A 20,235-nucleotide genomic window follows, 5' to 3' on the forward strand; every position below is an offset into this window, starting at 1 on the left:
AGAATTTCTTATCTTTGCAGAATATGGAATTTACAGCTTCGCAAATTGCAAGTTTTATTGACGGAAAAATTATAGGTGACGAAAACGCACTTATTACCGGAGTTTCCCCTATTGAGAGCGGAGAATCCGGCCATCTTTCTTTTGTTGCGCAAGATCGTTTTGCGCATCACTTAGAGACTTCGCAATGTTCGGTACTTATTGTTACCGAGACCCTTATCAATAAAGATCAATATAATCCTACCATTATAGCTGTAAAAGATGCTTATCTTTCTTTTCAGATTTTAATGAATCTGTATCAGGAAATGCAGGGCAGAAAAGAAGGTGTTGAAGATGGTTCTTCCATTCACGATACTGCCGTTATAGGAGATAGAGTTTATATTGGTACGTTTACCTATGTTTCAGAAAAGGCTAAAATTGGTGAAGGTACACAGATTTTTCCTCAAGTCTACATTGGTAAAGGAGTGAAGATTGGTAAAAACTGTAAAATAGACAGTGGTGCAAGAATCTATGATTACTGCATTATTGGTGATAACTGTGTGATACATTCTAATACCGTAATTGGTGGTGACGGATTTGGTTTTCAGCCTACTCCGGAAGGTTTCCAAAAAATTCCTCAGTTAGGAAACGTTATTATCGAAGATAATGTGGAAATTGGTTCTAACTGTAGTATCGACAGAGCTACAATTGGTTCTACGACCATTGGGAAAGGCACAAAAATCGATAACTTGATTCAGATTGCACACAATGTAAAAATCGGTGCAAACAATGTAATTGCTGCGCAAGCGGGAATTGCAGGTTCTACTACGATTGGAGATTGGAACCAGATTGGCGGTCAGGTTGGAATTGTAGGTCATATAAAAATAGGAAACCAGGTAAAAATTCAGGCGCAAAGTGGAGTGAACTCCAGCGTTAATGATAAAGATACCGTTTATGGTTCTCCTGCGATCAGCTATAATGACTATCTTAGAAGCTACGTGCATTTCAGGAACCTTCCTGAATTGGCGAAAAGAATAAATAATCTTGAGAATAACTCAAAAGATCATACTAATGAGTGATATGCAAAAAACCCTTCAGGAAGAGGTTACTCTTTCTGGAATAGGTCTTCATACTGGTAAAGAAGTAAAATTAACCATTAAACCTGCAAAAGAAAATACAGGTTTTGTTTTCGTACGAACAGATCTTGAAGGAAGACCTCATGTAGAAGCAGACGTAAATTACGTTGTGGCTACAGAAAGAGGAACTACTTTGGAAAAACTTGGCGTTAAAATCAATACTTGCGAACATCTTTTAGCTGCTTTGGTTGGTTGTGATATCGACAATGCTGTTATGGAAATGGATGCTTCAGAACCTCCAATTTTAGATGGTTCTTCGAAGTTTTTTGTTGAAGCAATCGAAAGTGTAGGTATTGTAGAACAGGCAGTTGCAAGAGAATATCTTGTTGTAAAAGAGGTATTGAGCTACAGCGACCCGGCAACAGGTTCGGAAATTACAATTATCCCTTCAGATCATTACGAAGTGACTACTATGGTAGATTTTGGGACTAAAGTTTTAGGAACTCAGAATGCTACTCTTAAAAATATTTCAGAATTTAAAGAAGAAATTTCTTCTGCAAGAACATTCAGCTTTTTGCATGAATTAGAAATGCTTCTTGATCACGGTTTAATCAAAGGCGGAGATATTTCTAACGCTATTGTTTACGTTGACAAAGATCTTACTGTAGAAACTACAGAAAAACTAAAGAAAGCTTTTGGTAAAGATCACGTATCGATTAGACCCAATGGTATTTTAGATAATTTAACTTTAAACTATCCAAACGAAGCGGCAAGACACAAATTATTAGATGTAATTGGTGATTTAGCTTTAACAGGTGTTAAAATTAAAGGAAAAGTTATTGCCAATAAACCTGGACATTTTGTAAATACTCAGTTTGCTAAAAAGTTAAACCGTCAGTGGAAGTTACAGAAAAAGAAAAACGTTCCTGAGTTTGATTTAACAAAAGAGCCTGTTTTCGACATCAACGGAATTATGAAGTTGATGCCTCACAGACCTCCTTTCTTATTGATTGATAAGATTCTTGAACTTTCTGATTCTCATGTGGTTGGTTTGAAAAATGTAACAATGAATGAGCCTTTCTTCGTTGGACATTTTCCTAAAGAACCTGTAATGCCTGGAGTTTTACAAGTAGAAGCTTTAGCACAAACCGGAGGTATTTTGGTTTTGGCAAGCGTACCGGATCCTGAAAATTATTCAACTTATTTCATTAAAATTGATAAAGTGAAATTTAAGAGAAAAGTTGTACCAGGTGATACAATGATTTTCAAAATTGAATTAATAGAGCCTATCAGAAGAGGTATTGTTCACATGCAGGGTTACGGATATGTTGGTGATACTGTAGCAGTAGAAGCAGAATTGATGGCTCAAGTTGCAAAAAATAAAATTGACTAAATGATTCATCAATTAGCGGCCGTAGATAAACGTGCAAAAATTGGCAGAAATGTAGTAGTAGAACCTTTCACAACAATTGCTGCAGATGTGGAGATTGGTGAAGGTACATGGATAGGATCTAATGTAACCATCATGGATGGTGCGAGAATCGGAAAAAACTGTAAAATTTTCCCAGGAACGGTAATTTCTGCAATTCCGCAGGATTTAAAGTTTGACGGAGAAGACACACAGACCATCATCGGAGATAACACTACTTTGAGAGAATGTGTGACAGTAAATAAAGGAACAAAAGCTTTAGGATACACCAAAGTAGGAGATAACTGTCTGATTATGGCGACTTCTCACGTAGCCCACGATTGCATCATCGGGAACAATGTAATTATTGCAAACGGTTGTGGTATTGCAGGTCACGTAGAAATAGGTGATTTTACGGTAATGGGTGGTCTTTCTGCGGTTCAGCAATTCGGTAAGATTGGGAAACATACTATGGTTTCCGGAGGATCATTAATCAGAAAAGATATTCCGCCTTACATTAAAGTTGCAAGAGAGCCAATTTCTTATGCCGGAATTAATTCTGTAGGTTTAAGAAGAAGAGGATTTACCAACGATAAGATTTTCGAAATTCAGAAAATTTACAGATATATCTTTCAGATGAAAATGAATGTTACACAGGCATTGGTTTACATCGAAAAAGAAATGCTTCCAACGGCTGAAAGAGATGAGATTTTAGAATTCATCAAAAACTCTCCGGGAGGTATTGTAAAAGGATACGGAACAAGCAAAGAATAATTTTAAGTTTGAAATAATGAAGACTTTAGTTTTGGTTTTTACAGTTTTATCAACATTTGTTTTTGCTCAGCAAAAAAGAAATTTATCTTCAGATAATGATTCTTTGGCGGTAAAAAATGTAAATTCTATTCTAACCCATTCAAAAAAATCTTTTTCAAGTTTAAATTCAGATCTAAAGAGTTCATCAGAAGTGAATAAAAATTTAGACCAGCTTTTAATCAACACGATCAATTTCAATACGGTTATTAATAATCGTTCTGTAACTTCTACGGATGCAGGAACATTTTATAAACCGAGAGTTGATGCAATGGATATGCTAGGAAGAAAAGTTTTGAGTCTTCAGGTCTACAAATCAAAATAAAGAAAATAATATAAAAATTAATGGCAACAAGTAACGATATCAGAAAAGGTCTTTGCATCGAATTCAGCAATGATATTTTCAAAATTATTGAGTTTCTTCACGTAAAACCAGGGAAAGGTCCTGCTTTCGTAAGAACAAAAATGAAATCTGTAACGAACGGAAAAGTTCTTGATAACACTTTTTCTGCAGGTCACAAAATTGACGAAGTAAAAGTAATCACGAGAAAATTCCAGTATCTTTATGATGACGAGAATGGTTTCCACTTTATGAATAACGAAGATTTTTCTCAGTTATATTTAAACAAAGAAATGATCGAAAACTCAAACCTGATGAAAGCAGGTGAAGAAGTTACCATCATTTTAAAAGAAGCAGACGAAACTCCGCTTTCTGCTGAATTGCCACAGTCAGTTTATTTAGAAGTTATCGAAGCTGATCCGGGTGTGAAAGGAAATACTGCTACCAATGCCTTGAAAAACGCAATCGTTGAGACAGGAGCAAGAGTAATGGTTCCTTTGTTCATCGAGCCGGGTGACAAAATCAAAGTGAGCACAGAAGACGGTTCTTACTTGGAAAGAGTAAAGTAAGAATCTTACAATATCATGAAGCTGGAAGATAATAACTTTCAGCTTTCATTTTTTTATGGCAGCTTTTTCCGCCCTCCGTTCCCGCTTTTTTGCCTCCGCTTCGCTCCGGCAAAAAGAGCTCCACTCAGGTCGGGCTGCAATGTAGACAGAAAAATAAATTTTGTCAGAATATCAGATTTTGACGAAATTAATTCAAAACATCAAGAAACCTTGTCAAGGTTCAAAACCTTGACAAGGTTGATTTAAACTAAAACATCATTTAAAAATATGACGTTTCATCAGCCACAAAAACTCAAAACAATTGCAGATCTTATCGGAGCAAAATTCATAGGCTCTGAGGATCTTGAAGTATTGGGAACCAACGAAATTCACAGAGTAAGATCTGGCGAAATTGTTTTCGTAAACCACCCAAAATACTACGATAAAGCTTTAAATTCTGCGGCAACGATTATCTTGATCGATAAGGAAGTAGAATGTCCGGAAGGTAAAGCGCTTTTGGTTTCAGACGATCCTTTCAGAGACTTCAACAAAATAAATACCCATTTCATAAGAATTTATAACTTCACCGAAACCCTTCATGATGTAGAAATAGGGGAGGGAACAAAAATTCACCCTTCAGCAGTTCTTGGAAATAATATTACCATCGGAAAAAACACTTTAATTTTTCCAAACGTTGTTATTGGCGATAGAACGGTTATTGGTGATAATGTTGTCATTCAATCTAATACCGTTTTAGGGGGCGATGCATTTTATTACAGAAAACTCAACGGAAATTTCGACCGCTTGATCTCTGTAGGAAATGTAATTATCGAAAACAATGTAGAGATCGGAAACGGTTGTACCATCGATAGGGGAGTTACAGACTCTACGATTATTGGTGAAGGTTCTGTTTTAGATAACCAGATCCAGATAGGGCACGATACCGTAATCGGTAAAAAATGTCTGATTGCTTCTCAAGTCGGTGTTGCTGGATGTTGTATTATTGGTGATGAGGTAACTCTTTGGGGACAAGTTGGTATTGCCTCCGGAAATACGATCGAAAGCGGTTCTGTAATTTTAGGCAAAACGGGAGTCAACAGAGACCTTAAAAAAGGAACCTACATCGGAATGTTTGCCGAAGATTTTAAAACCTATCTTAAAAAAGAAGTGAAATTGAGAAATCTGGAATAAAAAAATTTCAAAAATATTTTTGACGAATAATTACTTTTGTTTATAGAAGAGTCCTATTTTAAAATAGAACTCTTTTTTTATAAAGAACAGATATTTATTTTCTTTATTAATGTAGGTTTGTATTATTAACCTTCAAAAATGATGATTATTTCCCGATACAGTATCTAAAGATGTCTCTATTGATGGTGGTTTACACAATGTAAGGTGTACAAAAGTGGTACATGACTAAGATGCTGGAACATCTTTTTTTTCTACTTTTCCGCAAGAATCTCATCATCGCAAACACCCATGAATAAAGGATTTTATCTATTTTAGAGATGTAATAAAAATTGCATTTGTACTACTTCTGTACACTTTTAATATCATAAGTAACTGTATATTAAATAATTAAAAATTCCCGACTTTAACGATAATAATTTATACATTTCGCCTATACACCTCAATTTTCATCTATTTTTAAGACGAGTATAGGGTTAAAATTATCATATCTATACCTAAAATTTTTATTAAAATGTTAAATAAATATATTTATTCTTGTAAAATCTACTAAATCCAATATTACCGTGGACAAGTATCTTACCAAATTATTACAATTAACTAATTGGTATTATAGAAGATAAATGGGACAATATTTTGAAGTCTATTTTTAGTGCGATGTTAAAGCCTTTCAAAACCTGAATGATGATTAGGTTTAATCTTTCACAGATACTACTAATTACAATATTGGCACCGATACTCCTAATTTAAAAACTTTATGATAAACACAAATTTCTGCTGTCATTAAATTTTCAATTTTTAAGCTATCTTCATCATATTCATTATTCTGAAGTGGCTTTGGATAAATAATCAAACATGGAATTTCTTCATTGTCAGAGTATTTTAATTTTTCTCTAACTTTATTTAATCTTGCGTATCCAGCGACTTGTCTAATGTCTTCATGGATCTGACTGTAATTGTATTTGAGTTTATATTTTGTATCAACCACAATTTTATAATCTTTTGTAGAAATCAAAAAATCAAGAGAATTACCATACGTAGCAAACTGATAATTAAAATTTGTATGGTTGAGCTCTCGATTATCTGCTAATAACTTTGCATAAACATACAATTCAAACATCTTTGGCATATCTATCCAAAATGGTGGCGTAGATATTTTTTCAGCTGTTGTTTTAGTGATATTGTATGAAAATCTTTTCAAAATCTGCTGTCCGATTTTGATTGCATCTTTATATTCTTTGAAAAATGGATTGTATTTTAAATGTTTAATATCTTGCATATCTACCTCTAAACTCACATGTTCAAAAGCCGGCCGAATGAAGTTAACAATCCCCGAAATATCATTTTCCTTTTTGAAATAATACTTATTATTTTCAACATATTGTGTACAGAATAAAAGCACTTTTTTCAAAAAGCGGTTTTCGAGAGAGTCTTCTCCAAAAACCTGATAGTCACAAACTGTATTGGTAAAACGGTTCTTAAAAACATTCTGTTTGATTTGTTGCCCAACTAAAATTTTACCCTTTACTCTGTTCTTAAGATTTTCCTGAATTTTATAATATGATTTTTTAAGGCCCTTTCGTGCAATATCTTGAAGAAGTTTTAAAAACTTAACCACCAAAAATGGCGTTAGCAAATCTTGTTTTTGTTCGATTTCAATTTCAGGAGCTTCCCAATCTATCAGTAATAAAGAATCTGTTTCTTTTGCCACTTCACTGTATGTCATAACTTCCATCAACATCGCAATGACATTGACTTCTTTTACTAAGTCATTTTTACCATCAATAATTACGGAAGCTGTCGTTACTTCTTTCTCCGCTAACTCATCTAATTCTTTTATTTTATTCTCTGAAATTCCCACTTCTTTCTGTGAGATTACTTTTTCGAAGCTGGTTAAAACTGCAAAATTAAGCTTCGGTTCAACGTGAATAAATCTATCTTGTGTAAGCCAATCCAAGCCTACAAAATAGTCAGAATTTAAGGTTATTTCATTTTCTGATGCGCTCCAAGAAAAGCAGTAATATGGTTTACCGCGCTCGGTTTTAAACATGCGGGGTATTATCTCAAGCTTTTCTTCTAAAACGTGGAGGATGTGACTACCTTTTTCTTTACAATAAAGATCGGCATCTTTTGTGATGATAAGTTTTTTTGAGATATGTTCTCTTAAGAAAATTCCCATCTTTAAAAGCTTTCTTCTATTTCCTTAATTTTTTGCAAAGCGTTTTGTTTTAAAACTCCGTCTCTTATATATTCTAAAAGAATTGGTTTTATCTCATATTCCCAACGTACTTTTTGATCACCACCTTGATTAGTTTTATCAATGAAATAAGAATGCCCTAAAGCGACATCTTTCGGTTCAAATTCTTGTGAGATATAATCAGACTTTGTTTTGTAATCATCTGTTGTGAAAAGTGACTTTACATCTTCAAATAAAGTAGTATAAAACTCACCTTCTTTCATTTCATTTGTTAAATCTTTTGGCATAACATCCACAAACGCAAACCTTCTTCTGATTGCATAATCAATATGTCCCACACTTCTGTCGGCAGTATTCATGGTTCCAATAATATAAAGGTTGGGCGGAAGTATCAATTTCTGAGATCCATCAACTTCGTACATACTTTCAACTTCTTCACCACGGTATTCGAGAGCGTAAATAAGTTCCCCTAAAACTGATGAAAGATTAGCTCGGTTGATTTCATCAATTACTAAAATATATTTTTTATGAGTTTCTTCGTTATTTAGAAATTCTTTATTATTTTCACAAAATTCTTTAAACTTAGTAAATAATTCAAAGAAATATGTAGCGTGGCTACGTGTTAAAGATTTCAATGACGTATTCATTACGATTTCTTGTCTATTAGATGGACTAATTTCGATAACTTTTTTAAATTCAGAATAACGAATATTTAGACCTTTAGGATGTCTTTTCCAGTTATCACCTTTGTATTTAAACCTTCTATCATCAATCTCAGAAATGTAAATATTATTTGTCAGCTCGAATTTTTCATCTTCAGCAAGTTTTGAAATAATATGAAGACGAAATTGGTCAAAAATATACTCTACATTGTCAACATTTTTCTCCGATTGTTGTGAAGCTATAAAATTCCTCCATGCATTTTCGGCAAATTTACCTAAGGTTTTATTTTCTGCTTCATACATAATACCTTCACCATCTTCATTTTGCTTTGCAACAATTCCCCTGACAAAATCTTCATAAGTATAACTTGGGTGAAACTGAATAATTTTAAATCGTTCACTCTTTTGTATTTCATCTTCATTTAATTCTAACATACTTTCCGCAATCAATTTTGCTTCTCTAGTTTTTCCTGTTCCTGGAGGACCTTGTAAGATAATTTGATTTTTGTATTGTAAAAGCGTTACAATAGATTCTCTTTTTTCTGGTATTTCACTCATGTCATTATTTTCATCATTTATAAAATATTCATACATCTGCCACGGCAAAGTTATATTTTCGTACAAAGAACTGCTCTTCAAATTCTCTGAAAAAAAATGCCATACGGCATTACTATTTCTAAACCAATCACCAGTAATCGGAATATTACAGTCAACAACATTTTCATTTAATTTTTTTATAAAAACTCTTAAATTATCTTCATTTACGATAGTGCATGAAAGATTCGGTTGTAGACCAGCAATAAGGCGATTAGTGGCGACCTTTCTATTTTGATTTGTATATTTTTTAATAACGTCTTTCAATTCATAATAACTGTCATACAATGGTACATCTTGAGATAAAGCTATTTTTTGCAATATTGGTGATACTTCATGCCAATTTTCTTTAATTCTTTTTTTTTCTTCACCTGTAAAATAGCTACGCTTTACCGAAGAAACACATTGGTCATTTGATTTTTCAAAATATTCCCAAAAAATATCAGCATTCCAATTTTTCCAATCGTTTCCCGTTTTTGCTTCTTCGATGAATAACGGAACGAAGTCTCTGTAATTATCTCTCCAACCTTCCCAAATTACTATTTCATTAGCAATGTTTTGTAATGTTCTCATTGTTAAAAGTTTTTCAGATTATAGTTTCTTATTCTTGTATTTGAAAATCTCGCATCTCTTCTATCGATGGGGTCAGGAGCGCTGGTAGCTTTCCATCCAGTATCATTTGATAATCGACTATCTCCTGTGTCATCACATCAATTACTTTAATGTATTTCGGTTGGATGTTATATTTATCTGAATGATTTAACTGTAAGTAATTGTAGATAGCTTCTGCAAAAATCCCGAGTTCAACGGTCTTATAACCTTTAATTTTAGCAGCAAAGAATACAGATCCCATACTTGGGTGATTGTTATCCTCAAAAGTGTAAATGTTATGAGTTTCTACCTTAATATTAAGTCTATGTAATTCAATGACTCCTTTTTTACCAATCTTGCTTCTAATCTCAATATCTTCCGAAGGAGTGATACTCCTAAAATTAAAATCTTCGTAGTTATGTAAAATCTGAATATTCCTGTCATACTTTAAACGCGTCCCTTTATCCATGGATGGTCTGTAATCAGCTAGGATATCAGAGATCTTTTCAGAAACAAATTGATTATCATTATTTCGGAATGCATTATTCAAAGCACTGATACTACGCACCCAGTAATCTCCACCTGTCGACTCATCTTTCTCTTTAACAACTTTTTTCTTCTGTAAATTGATGTAGAAAGTGCCTCGCCTTTTCTCAGAAAGGTTTCTGAAAATAATTAAGTCTTTAACTCTAATATCTCTCATATTAAGTCAGTTTTTTGTTATCAATCTGTTATTAGTTTAGTTATTATCGTAATATTCTTGTTCAATTTCTCAATCAGTCAAGAATATTTTAATCAGAATTTATATTTTTTTTACATCAAATCTCCCAAATGTTTAAACTTCTCTACAAATGCTGAAATTTTCTGAAAAACACTTTGTTTTTTAGTTAAATATTTAGGGTTTAGAGGACTCATTTTAGGCAAGATAGCATTGAGCTCTGTCCCATTTTCACTTGCGTATTCACGTTTTAAAGAAGCATTGATATATCGCTTTGCAGCATCTTCATTTAGTTGTTCATCAACAATTAAATCCTGTGCTTCCACATTCAGTTTCTCTTGTGCGTATTTATAAAATGCTTCTAAAATATTAGGCTTACTTTCGATAGAATCCAGTTCTGTACTATTAATAAAATCAACAACCAAACCTTCTTTAGACCTGTTCCCGATACTGGCGCGGATAACTCTACGAATTTCTTCGATAAGTACAGCTTTGTCTTTATTTTTTTTGTTGTGCTCAAAAATTAATTCAAGAATGTAGTCAAGATTAATCTCCTGAGATTTCAACAAGTCCACTTCAAAAATCACATCATCCCAATCTACAGTCGATTCTTCAGCTTCTTTTCCTGTTTTTTCACGGCGCAACCAATCACGAATGTCGTTATAAGTTGATTTATAATTTTGTATTGTTCTGTCTGGAACTAATTTTACTTTCTCCAAATCCGAAAATTCTTCGTCTGTTACAAAATTGGTTTCTTTAAAATCCTTCACAGCTTCTTCATCATTTAAATCTACAGTTTGAAGTGCTTTCAAATGCGTAAACTCATCGTAATTCTGAAGAATATTTTCTACACGCAAATATTCTCCAAATAGTTTTGAAAATTCTTTTTTGTCCTTTTCTCTTACAATTTCATCTGGATCTGGAAATTTTTCATTGAGCTCTTTTACAATATCAATAAATCCTCTGCGTGCAGTTCCATTGACTAAATCTGTAAAGCCTTCCAAATATTCTTTGTAACTTTTCTCCAATACAACATTTTTGGTGTTTTTGTCTCCGAATAAAGTTATTGCATCTATGGTGGCGGTTTCCAAATCTCTGAAAGTAACTATATTCCCAAAGGTTTTTGTTGCGTCATAAATACGGTTGGTCCGTGAGAAAGCCTGCATCAAACCGTGATAACGCAAGTTTTTGTCTACAAATAATGTATTCAATTCTGGTGCATCAAAACCTGTTAAAAACATTCCTACCACAATAATGAGGTCAATTTCTTTTTTCTTAACTCTATTTGCAAGATCACGGTAGTAATTCTGAAACTCTTTGCTATCAACACCAAAGGTAGTTTTAAACATCTTGTTATAATTATTGATAGCTTTTGTTAGAAACTCTTTTGCACTACTGTCCATTACAGATGGTTCAAAACTTTCATCTACAATTTCTCCAATAGCACTCTGTTCCTCATTAGCTGCAAAAGAAAATATCGTGGCAATTTTCAAAGGCTTTTCAATGTCTTTTTGCAAATTGTTTAGTTCTTCGTAATAGAATTTAGCAGCATCTACACTGCTAACAGCAAACATAGCATTAAACCCTGTGTTGCTGCCTAACGTTCTGTGTGTTTTATATCTGTAATTTTGTAGAATATATTGTGAAATTTCCTTAATACGACCCGGATGCAAAAGTGCTTTTCTGTTTTCTGCTGCACTTAATTTTTTTTCGTCTTGCTCTGTTTCAAAACTTTTAAACTTAGGACGAACATCGTTATAATCTACCTTGAATTTTAAAACTTTTTCATCTCTAATTGCATCGGTAATTACATAAGAATGCAGCTCACGTCCAAAAACACTTGCTGTAGTTTCTGACCCTAAAGCATTTTGTGGAAATATGGGAGTTCCTGTAAAGCCAAACTGATAAAACCTTTTAAACTTTTTCTTTAGATTTTTTTGAGCTTCTCCAAACTGAGAACGGTGTGCTTCATCAAAAATAAAAACCACCTGTTTCTGATAGATCCCTAGATCATTCTCAGTTTTCATCAGATTGTTAAGCTTCTGTATTGTGGTTATAATAATCCTACTGTCAACCTTGTCAATATTCCGTTTCAATCCTGCTGTACTGTCAGAACCGTTTACACTGTCCGGCGAGAATCGCTGATATTCTTTCATTGTTTGAAAGTCCAAATCTTTTCTGTCGACAACAAAGAATACTTTATCTATAAAATCTAAGTCAGTTGCCAATCGGGCTGCTTTAAAGCTGGTGAGAGTTTTTCCCGAACCTGTCGTATGCCAAATATAACCGCCACCTTCTGTATTCGACCATTTTTTAGCCTCAAAAGAACTTCCTATTTTCCATAATATTCTTTCTGTAGCTGCAATCTGATACGGTCGCATAATGAGCAACGTATCACTAATATCAAGAACAGAATACGTAAGCAAAACATTGAGTATCGTATTTTTTTGAAAAAAGGTAGCTGTAAAATCTTTAAGATCTTTGATTAGCGTATTATCTGCTCTTGCCCAGTTCATTGTAAAATCGAAACTATTCTTGTTTCGTTTTACGGTGTTGGCAAAATAACGGCTGTCTGTACCGTTTGAAATCACAAACACCTGCAAATATTTGAAAAGCGAACTCTCGCTGTTAAAACTCTCCTTACTGTAACGGTGAACCTGATTAAACGCTTCTCTTATGGCTAAACCTCGTTTTTTCAGTTCCACCTGAACCATCGGCAAACCATTAACCAAAACGGTTACATCATAACGGTTAGCATGGGTTCCTTTGAGTTCAAATTGAGATATGACCTGTAATTTATTTCTAGTAACATTCTTTTTATCTACCAAATAAATATTCTGGATGTGGCCATCATCAAAGACGAAATCATAAACGTGATTATGATGCAGTTTTTTTGCTTTATCAATAATACCATCGGAAGGTTTATCCAGATACTCCACTACAAAACGTGCCCATTCTGCATCTGTAAAAACCATATTATTCAACTCTTGCAGTTGTACTCGTATATTGGCTAGCATTGCCTGCATAGATGTAATATGCTTAGGGTTTTCGTAACCTTGCTTGATTAGATCCTGAACAAACTCCTTTTCTAATGCAGCCTCTGTCTGATAACCTACAGGTGCTTCATTTACTGATGAATGCTTTTGATACTCGTTTAAAACAATAAAATTGTTTGATTCTGCTATGGTGTTATATTGTGACATTTGGTGCAATTAGATTTGAAAATTTATACTCTGTTTCTAAAAAATCAATTAATTCAATAAATTTGATTTTGTCATTTTCTTGTACTTCTGCTAACTCTTCGCCTGCATGAGCTGAATGACTGGAGAGATTTAAGATGCGATTTGCAAATGGATCAGGAGAATTATCCGCGATCTTGGGAAGCAGCTCTTCCCATTTATCAAATCCTAAAAATGTCGCTGTTTTTTCTAATACATTTCTTAAAAAATTAAAATGATATTTTTCAATTTGATCATTATTCTTAGCTTTCTGAAGTTCTAAAAGTAAATGAAGATGATATGAAAATGGTGTTTTTCTATCTAACTGAATTAGATTATATCTTCCATCATTTTGTTTTTTTAATTTATATTTAATAGATTGATTCTCTTCATAAATCCATCTTTTCATAACACCACTGTTTGTTACTATTTCAGGATTTTTATTAGCTTGTTTATTATTTAATTCATTTGATATTACATTATAAAAGAGAGGATTGTGAGTCGTTATAATAAATTTCAATTTATTTGACTCACTAGTTTTAACTAGTTTTGCTATTGCAACCGCTAATTCAATTAGATTATTATCATCTAAAGAACTTACAGGATCGTCAATAAATATATATTCTAATTCATTAAATTTATCTGTTGAACGATCTTCCTCTTTATCATTTAATAATTTTGTAATCTGCTCAATTAAACTATAAAAAATACACCATATAAAATTGCTTTCTTCACCTTTAGAAATTTTTATATTCGGCTCACTATTATCACCTCCACTAAAGTAACTAAATGTAATTTCAGTGAAATCATCATTAAATATTGGTGTTATGGACGATGTTGCATAATGTTGGAAATTGATAATAATGTTACCATCTTGATTCTCGTCTTTTAAAAATGAAAGTGCTAAATCTGTGTAAGCATTTGGTCGAACTAAAAGTTTTCTATCTACATCACCAGTCAAGTCATTATCCCAATAAAACAAATCTTCGGTAAAAGCATTATAATACATAATCTTGATACCTGTATCTTCTTCTGTTTCTGGGCTTTTAGGAGCAATTAATTCTTTAACTTCTCTTGATAATCGGGTTTTACCTATGCCATTAAAGGCATAGATTAGTTGTACTTTTTTGTTTGTATCAATCAGTTTTTGTGCTATTTCAGTAAGTGTTTGGCTCATGTTAGATGGTAATAGTTTATTTTGGAAAGGTTAATAGGAGATTACGGTAATATTCATACTGTTTTTGTCTCAACTCTATTTCCTTTGGTAAGCCTTCATTTATTGATGTAGTTAGCGTATCAAATTTATCTAAAATGGATACAATTCTTTTCTGCTCATCCAATGCAGGAACTGGTATTTTTATTTTTGCCAAATCATCTGCATTAACTCTTCTAACTTTTGTACCCGTAATAAAAGGTCTTTTTTGTTTTTGAAATTGTTCAGTTTGAAAATAATAGGCAACGTATTTCGGATTTAACTGATGAGCATAAAAACAAGCATCACTGCTTACTGCTATTTTGTCCTTTCCCAACCAAACAACAGCTTTACAAACATCTTCGTCATTTTCACTTGTTGTTGCTATGACTAAATTTCCGTGTTCAGCCATACGTGCTTTCTTTGCAAATTCCTCTGAAACAAATGATTTTGTTTTATCTGCAGATGTTCCATAGTAAGTATAAATTTGACCATAGTGAATGCAACCTATACCTGTTTCAGTGAAGTCTTTTTTCTGTAAACCACTACCTCGAATAAATTTACCAACGTTTTCATCTCCCATCGGTAAATGTTGTACTTCATTTTCATCAAAACGGAACAATCGCTCTCTATAATAACTATATTGCTGTTTTCGAGCTGTAAGCTCGGCTGTAAGCTCGGCTGTAAGCTCGGTAAAGGTATCAAGAATTGCAACTATCTTTTGTTGAATTTCGAGAGATTTTTTAGGGTTTTCTGGGCAAGGGATTGGGATAAGAGTTTCTTTTGCAGAAGACCAATGCCTTTTATAGGTATATTCCTTTATATAGAAATTCACTAACGCATAATAGATATATTTTGTACTATCAATATTTGATTTAAGAATTTTTAATCCATCAGCACCTTGTATAAAAGTAAAATCAACATATTTTATGTGCTCAGAATGATCTCCAAAAATAACATATTCTCCAGCTTTAATCTTAGCAAAATTTTCATCTGTATAACCAGCAATAAAATTAATACCTTGGTCAATAACTGGAATTTTTCCAATTTGACCATAAGTATTTTTATTTAACTTTACAGGAGCAGTAATAGTTGAAACAATTTCCTCTAATGGCTTCCACTCCACCTTAACTGCATCCAATAATTTATCTAAAAATCTCATGCTTCAATTTCTTTAATTATAGAATCTATATCAACACGCAGTCTATTAATCTTTCCTATTGTTTTTTCAATTTCAGAGTTAAGTACAGCAATGTCAATCTTTTGTCTATTGTCTTTAGCTTCAATATAGGAACTTACCGAAAGGTTATAATCTTTTTCAGCAATTTTGGCATTTTCAATAGAAGTTGCAATGTGTTGTATTTCTTCCTTGCTATCAAAAATTGCCATTATTTTCTCAATATGTGCATCAGTCAACATATTGTTGTTGGTTACTTTTGTAAAATAATCTTCTCCCGTTACATCTATAAACTGTGTCTTAGTATCCGATTTATGTTTTGATAGCACAAGAATATTTACCGCAATAGAAGTCCCATAAAATAAGTTGGGAGCTAAAGAAATAACCGCTTCTACATAATTCTGATCTACCAGATATTTCCTGATCTTCTGCTCGGCACCGCCACGATAAAAAATACCGGGAAAGCAGACAATAGCTGCTCTACCTCTCGGAGATAAATAGTGCAAAGCATGGAGTACAAAGGCAAAATCGGCTTTGGATTTCGGGGCTAAAACTCCGGCAGGTGCAAAACGATCGTCATTAATCAGTGTTGGGTCATCACTTCCAACCCAAGGGATAGAATAAGGAGGATTAGAAACAATCGCATCAAACGGCTTTTCATCACCTAACTGCGGATCTCTTAACGTATCGCCCAATACAATATGAAACTTATCATAATTGACATTGTGCAGAAACATATTCATACGGGCAAGGTTATACGTCGTATGATTAATTTCCTGACCGAAAAAACCTTCCTGAATAATATGATTGTCAAAATGTTTCTTCGCCTGCAACAGTAAGGAACCTGAACCTGCAGCAGGATCATAAATCTTGTTAACTACTGATTGTCCGTGCATTGCCAATTGGGCAATTAGTTTAGAAACATGTTGTGGGGTAAAAAATTCACCACCAGATTTTCCAGCATTAGCAGCGTAGTTACCAATAAGAAATTCATAAGCATCACCAAAAAGATCAATTTGACTGTCTTCAAAGTTGCCAAAATTAAGCTGTTCAACACCTTTGATTACAGCTGCTAAACGTTTATTTTTATTTTCTACTGTATTTCCTAATCGCGAACTCGTAGTATCAAAATCTGCAAACAATCCAGAAATATCATCTTCCGAGGGAAAGCCTTTAGCAGAATTTTCAATTGAATCAAAAATAGCTTTTAAATCTGTATTAAGATTATCTTTATTGTTGGCTGTTTTTGCAATATTAACAAAAAGCTGACTTGGATAGATAAAATATCCCTTAGTCTTGATGGCATCAACTTTTATTTCATTAGGTATCTGATCATCTTGAAAAGTGGCGTAATCAAAGCTTTCATCACCGCCTTCGATATAATTGATAAAGTTTTCACTAATAAAGCGATAAAATAGAGTACCTAAAACAAACTGTTTAAAATCCCATCCATCTACTGAACCCCTAACTTCATTGGCTATTTTCCAAATTTGGTTTTGCAACGCTGCTCTTTGTACTGTGCTTGTCATGTTTATTTTTAATTCTTTAATCGATATTTCCGGTTGTTGAATATCTACATCTAAGGAAATATTCTTCTGAAATACCTGTTTGTCCTTTTAACTTTCAAATATAGCCAAATATCACTATTTAATAATTACGGCATCCCATATTCAATCACATTTCTTCACTAAATCAGAAAAAATATCATCCGAACAAACCATAACCAAAAAAGATTGATAGGAGAATGAGAGAAGCTTATGTATTGCATTTTATATAAAAAACAAAAAATACCGACGATTGTCAGTATTTCTTAATATTTTATTTTTAAAGTCCAGCTATTTCAAAGAATTTAGATAACTTTATATTCTTAGCCTCACAAATTCTCATTATAGTAATTAAACTAATTTGATAAGTGTCATCTTCTCTAATTCTCCTTACAGTCTTTTCATCAAGATTAGTCTCGGTTGCAAACTGACTATTATTATTCAGGGGAATAACCCACGTATCCCTTATAAATTCAACAATCTTTCTATTTGTAACTTTCATAGAAACAAATAAAAGTGATATTCTATAAAATAATTCGGACTCAAATCCGAATTATCAAATTTTTTTATTATATTTGTGATATAAGTTACAAGAATGTAACTTTGCGATAGTTCAAAGAAATATAGAAGCTATTGCTTAGATTCTCGCATTAGAAAACTGGTAATTTTATGTGTACGAGAAGATAAGTAAATGTGCTCACGACTTCGGCGTGGGCTCACTTATCGTACACGGGTATACCAGTGCCTCTAATGCTGTAAGTTGAGTTCCACGCTTTTTCTTTTGTTCTAAAATAAAAGAAATAAGGGTTCAAAATATAAGTAGAATTCATCTTATTGATCTAAGCAGTTCCTTCCAGCAAAATTTGCTAAAATACGCTGCTTATGAAAAGAATAGACTCTTTACCCAGAAAGCTGACCAATCTTCAGTTGTACGAACTACTGAAAAATGGCGACCCTGCTGCTCTGGAATACATTCATCTGCGCTATAAAAGACTTCTTTTCTGGGTTGGATGGCAGGTGCTGAAGGATGATTTTGTAGTGGATACTATTGTTCAGGATACCTTCCTCAAACTGTGGCTGCACCGCGACAATATTGAAACGCCTGATCATATAACCGGCTTTTTACGCTTTGTGATGAAGAGGGATTGTATAGCCTATGTGACTGCGCCCAAGAATAAATTCACCCGCCTTATGGCTTCTCTTGACAGTTTTGAGAATTATCAGGAGTATCTTGCAGGTTACGACCCTCTAAAAGATAAAGAGTACTTACATAGCCAGGAATCCGACCAAAACAAATTCGATGAAATCACAAAGGTTTTACCCGTACTGAACCCCAAAAGGAAACACCTGATAGAACTCTGCCTGGAATATGGCTTCCAGTATAAACCTATCGCAGAGGCTATGGGAAGCAGCGTTACAGGCATCAGCATGGAGGTGAGCAAAGCCATAGATGAGCTTCGGAAAATTCTTAAAGTCACCTCGTTTGAGGAGCCGGAGGAAAAAAATGAACTTAAACAAGAGCAGTCAGAACAACTCAGCAGTCAGCAGCTCGAGATCATCAAAAAAAGGTTTAAACAGAAATCCTCTTTTGCAGTTATTGCACAAGAACTGCAACTACCGGAAAAAGAAGTTCATCGGGAATTTCTGTACGCCTATCAACATCTGCAAAATCATAACACTTCCGAAATACCGCTGTGATATGGAAAAGTCTACGATAACCCTGACCCGGAAAATTCAGCTGGTGATTGATGTTCCACCTGAAGATAAAAACCAAATGTGGGAAAAGCTCTACCGGTATCAGAACCGCTGTTTCCGGGCGGCTAATCTGATTGTTTCCCATCTGTATGTACAGGAAATGATCAAGGATTTCTTTTATCTCACCGAAGAAATTCAATATAAATTAGCTGATGAAAAAAAAGAAGAAATGGGAATCTTCGACCGTTCGAAAACAAACACCACAGCACGCCTGGTCTTTGATCGTTTTAAAGGAGAAATCCCCACAGACATTCTGGGATGCCTGAACAATACGATCCAATCTACCTTTTCCAAAAACAAAGCCGACTACTGGCAGGGATCACAATCACTGAGGAACTTTAAAAAAGACATTCCCATTCCGCTTCCGGTCAAGTGCATCAGTAAAATGAAGTATGATGCGGAAAAGAAAGCGTTTAGCTTTAATATGTTTGCGATCCCGGTAAAAACCTATTTAGGGAGAGATTTCTCTGATAAGCATTTGGTCCTGGAACGCCTTTTAAGAGAAGAGATTAAGCTGTGCAACTCACAGGTCCAGCTGAAAGACGGTAAGATCTTTTGGCTGGCCGTCTTTGAATTTCAAAAAGACGACCACCGTTTAAAACCCGAAATAATTGCTGAAGCATCTCTATCATTAGAACATCCTATTGTGGTAAAAGCCAACAATGTGCGAATGAATATTGGCTCAAAAGAAGAATTCCTCTACCGCAGGCTAGCGATCCAGGCTAGTAATAAAAGGATTCGAACCGGAGTTGCTTATTCCCGTTCAGGACATGGAACCAAACGGAAACAGAAGGCACTGCACAAAACAGTGGATCTGGAAAATCGTTTTGTCAGTCATCATCTTCATCTATACAGCCGGATGCTGATTGATTTCTGCATCCGGCAGCAGGCAGGCACACTGATTCTAAAAGATCAGGAGGACAAGATCGGGATTGCAAAAGAACAGGAATTTGTGCTGCGCAACTGGAGCTATTATGAATTGCAGACCAAAATAAAATATAAAGCAGAAAAAGCCGGTATCGAATTGATCATCGGATAGCTAAAAAAATGAGGGTGCTTGTAAACCCGTAGGGTGAGGTTTTGAACACTCACTAAATACTGGAAACTGAGTAATTTTTCCGGTGTATACAACGGCGTAGGTTTCTTTTTTTTCAAAAATGAAGAAAGCATAACCAAAAAGGCAAAGTATAGCAATAGAAATCCTACACTAAAAGGTATCATCAATCAATCTAGCGAGATTG

General features: G+C 33.9%; 16 protein-coding genes. 8 read left to right on the forward strand and 8 right to left on the reverse strand.

Annotated features, from left to right (window positions below; genetic code table 11):
- The first annotated feature begins 23 nt into the window (after nucleotides 1-23).
- From lpxD to BUR17_RS15575, 6 genes are all read left to right on the forward strand, one after another.
- A complete protein-coding gene (lpxD, locus tag BUR17_RS15550; RefSeq protein ID WP_074231455.1) occupies nucleotides 24-1,055 on the forward strand; it encodes a UDP-3-O-(3-hydroxymyristoyl)glucosamine N-acyltransferase in 1,032 nt (343 codons plus the stop codon).
- Nucleotides 1,048-2,445 (forward strand): bifunctional UDP-3-O-[3-hydroxymyristoyl] N-acetylglucosamine deacetylase/3-hydroxyacyl-ACP dehydratase, encoded by a 1,398-nt coding sequence (locus tag BUR17_RS15555; RefSeq protein ID WP_074231457.1) that lies wholly within the window; start codon nucleotides 1,048-1,050, stop codon nucleotides 2,443-2,445. Before lpxD ends, BUR17_RS15555 begins: the two co-directional genes overlap by 8 nt.
- The gene (gene lpxA / locus BUR17_RS15560) at nucleotides 2,446-3,234 is read left to right on the forward strand and encodes an acyl-ACP--UDP-N-acetylglucosamine O-acyltransferase (protein ID WP_074231459.1); all 789 of its coding nucleotides are present in this window, start codon (nucleotides 2,446-2,448) and stop codon (nucleotides 3,232-3,234) included.
- A gap of 16 nt (nucleotides 3,235-3,250) precedes the next feature.
- Nucleotides 3,251-3,595, forward strand: a complete 345-nt coding sequence (locus BUR17_RS15565; protein WP_074231461.1) for a hypothetical protein — start codon at nucleotides 3,251-3,253, stop codon at nucleotides 3,593-3,595.
- A 20-nt stretch (nucleotides 3,596-3,615) separates the two neighbouring features.
- Nucleotides 3,616-4,179, forward strand: a complete 564-nt coding sequence (gene efp, locus BUR17_RS15570) for an elongation factor P (RefSeq protein WP_066678330.1) — start codon at nucleotides 3,616-3,618, stop codon at nucleotides 4,177-4,179.
- 267 nt (nucleotides 4,180-4,446) lie between these two features.
- Nucleotides 4,447-5,349 carry an LpxD N-terminal domain-containing protein gene (locus tag BUR17_RS15575; RefSeq protein WP_074231463.1) on the forward strand — a complete coding sequence of 301 codons (903 nt, stop codon included), beginning with the start codon at nucleotides 4,447-4,449 and terminating at the stop codon, nucleotides 5,347-5,349.
- Nucleotides 5,350-6,064: 715 nt separating this feature from the next.
- Here BUR17_RS15575 and BUR17_RS15580 read toward each other — a convergent pair.
- The 8 genes from BUR17_RS15580 to BUR17_RS21050 form a co-directional block, all read right to left on the reverse strand.
- Nucleotides 6,065-7,525, reverse strand: a complete 1,461-nt coding sequence (locus tag BUR17_RS15580; RefSeq protein WP_074231466.1) for a 5-methylcytosine restriction system specificity protein McrC — start codon at nucleotides 7,523-7,525, stop codon at nucleotides 6,065-6,067.
- 2 nt (nucleotides 7,526-7,527) lie between these two features.
- Complete coding sequence (locus BUR17_RS15585; protein WP_074231468.1) at nucleotides 7,528-9,372, reverse strand: AAA family ATPase; 1,845 nt, start codon at nucleotides 9,370-9,372, stop codon at nucleotides 7,528-7,530.
- Nucleotides 9,373-9,400: 28 nt separating this feature from the next.
- Entirely contained in the window at nucleotides 9,401-10,093 is a 693-nt protein-coding gene (locus tag BUR17_RS15590; RefSeq protein ID WP_074231470.1) for a hypothetical protein, read from the reverse strand.
- A 110-nt stretch (nucleotides 10,094-10,203) separates the two neighbouring features.
- The gene (locus BUR17_RS15595; protein WP_074231472.1) at nucleotides 10,204-13,311 is read right to left on the reverse strand and encodes a type I restriction endonuclease subunit R; all 3,108 of its coding nucleotides are present in this window, start codon (nucleotides 13,309-13,311) and stop codon (nucleotides 10,204-10,206) included.
- Nucleotides 13,298-14,503 (reverse strand): AAA family ATPase, encoded by a 1,206-nt coding sequence (locus tag BUR17_RS15600; protein WP_074231474.1) that lies wholly within the window; start codon nucleotides 14,501-14,503, stop codon nucleotides 13,298-13,300. The genes BUR17_RS15595 and BUR17_RS15600 overlap by 14 nt, the downstream gene beginning before the upstream one ends.
- Before the next feature lie 16 nt (nucleotides 14,504-14,519).
- On the reverse strand, nucleotides 14,520-15,680 hold the full coding sequence (locus BUR17_RS15605) for a restriction endonuclease subunit S (protein ID WP_074231477.1): 1,161 nt from the start codon (nucleotides 15,678-15,680) through the stop codon (nucleotides 14,520-14,522).
- Nucleotides 15,677-17,224: a type I restriction-modification system subunit M gene (locus BUR17_RS15610; RefSeq protein WP_074231478.1), complete on the reverse strand. Its 1,548-nt coding sequence runs from the start codon at nucleotides 17,222-17,224 to the stop codon at nucleotides 15,677-15,679. Before BUR17_RS15610 ends, BUR17_RS15605 begins: the two co-directional genes overlap by 4 nt.
- Before the next feature lie 295 nt (nucleotides 17,225-17,519).
- Nucleotides 17,520-17,741, reverse strand: a complete 222-nt coding sequence (locus BUR17_RS21050; protein ID WP_074231480.1) for a helix-turn-helix domain-containing protein — start codon at nucleotides 17,739-17,741, stop codon at nucleotides 17,520-17,522.
- A gap of 380 nt (nucleotides 17,742-18,121) precedes the next feature.
- On the opposite strand from BUR17_RS21050, the gene BUR17_RS15620 reads away from it, so the two are divergent.
- Nucleotides 18,122-18,937, forward strand: coding sequence for an RNA polymerase sigma factor (locus tag BUR17_RS15620; protein WP_074231482.1), 816 nt, complete (start codon nucleotides 18,122-18,124; stop codon nucleotides 18,935-18,937).
- A 1-nt stretch (nucleotide 18,938) separates the two neighbouring features.
- Nucleotides 18,939-20,033: a hypothetical protein gene (locus BUR17_RS15625; protein ID WP_074231484.1), complete on the forward strand. Its 1,095-nt coding sequence runs from the start codon at nucleotides 18,939-18,941 to the stop codon at nucleotides 20,031-20,033.
- Nucleotides 20,034-20,235 lie beyond the last annotated feature (202 nt).

The sequence above is a fragment of the Chryseobacterium scophthalmum genome (genome assembly GCF_900143185.1).
Classification (GTDB): Bacteria; Bacteroidota; Bacteroidia; order Flavobacteriales; family Weeksellaceae; genus Chryseobacterium; species Chryseobacterium scophthalmum.

Excerpts from the sequence above, each read along its gene's own strand:
- lpxD (WP_074231455.1), top strand. The coding sequence starts at position 24 with ATGGAATTTACAGCTTCGCAAATTGCAAGTTTTATTGACGGAAAAATT.
- BUR17_RS15555 (WP_074231457.1), top strand. The coding sequence starts at position 1,048 with ATGAGTGATATGCAAAAAACCCTTCAGGAAGAGGTTACTCTTTCTGGA.
- lpxA (WP_074231459.1), top strand. The coding sequence starts at position 2,446 with ATGATTCATCAATTAGCGGCCGTAGATAAACGTGCAAAAATTGGCAGA.
- BUR17_RS15565 (WP_074231461.1), top strand. The coding sequence starts at position 3,251 with ATGAAGACTTTAGTTTTGGTTTTTACAGTTTTATCAACATTTGTTTTT.
- efp (WP_066678330.1), top strand. The coding sequence starts at position 3,616 with ATGGCAACAAGTAACGATATCAGAAAAGGTCTTTGCATCGAATTCAGC.
- BUR17_RS15575 (WP_074231463.1), top strand. The coding sequence starts at position 4,447 with ATGACGTTTCATCAGCCACAAAAACTCAAAACAATTGCAGATCTTATC.
- BUR17_RS15580 (WP_074231466.1), bottom strand. The coding sequence starts at position 7,525 with ATGGGAATTTTCTTAAGAGAACATATCTCAAAAAAACTTATCATCACA.
- BUR17_RS15585 (WP_074231468.1), bottom strand. The coding sequence starts at position 9,372 with ATGAGAACATTACAAAACATTGCTAATGAAATAGTAATTTGGGAAGGT.
- BUR17_RS15590 (WP_074231470.1), bottom strand. The coding sequence starts at position 10,093 with ATGAGAGATATTAGAGTTAAAGACTTAATTATTTTCAGAAACCTTTCT.
- BUR17_RS15595 (WP_074231472.1), bottom strand. The coding sequence starts at position 13,311 with ATGTCACAATATAACACCATAGCAGAATCAAACAATTTTATTGTTTTA.
- BUR17_RS15600 (WP_074231474.1), bottom strand. The coding sequence starts at position 14,503 with ATGAGCCAAACACTTACTGAAATAGCACAAAAACTGATTGATACAAAC.
- BUR17_RS15605 (WP_074231477.1), bottom strand. The coding sequence starts at position 15,680 with ATGAGATTTTTAGATAAATTATTGGATGCAGTTAAGGTGGAGTGGAAG.
- BUR17_RS15610 (WP_074231478.1), bottom strand. The coding sequence starts at position 17,224 with ATGACAAGCACAGTACAAAGAGCAGCGTTGCAAAACCAAATTTGGAAA.
- BUR17_RS21050 (WP_074231480.1), bottom strand. The coding sequence starts at position 17,741 with ATGAAAGTTACAAATAGAAAGATTGTTGAATTTATAAGGGATACGTGG.
- BUR17_RS15620 (WP_074231482.1), top strand. The coding sequence starts at position 18,122 with ATGAAAAGAATAGACTCTTTACCCAGAAAGCTGACCAATCTTCAGTTG.
- BUR17_RS15625 (WP_074231484.1), top strand. The coding sequence starts at position 18,939 with ATGGAAAAGTCTACGATAACCCTGACCCGGAAAATTCAGCTGGTGATT.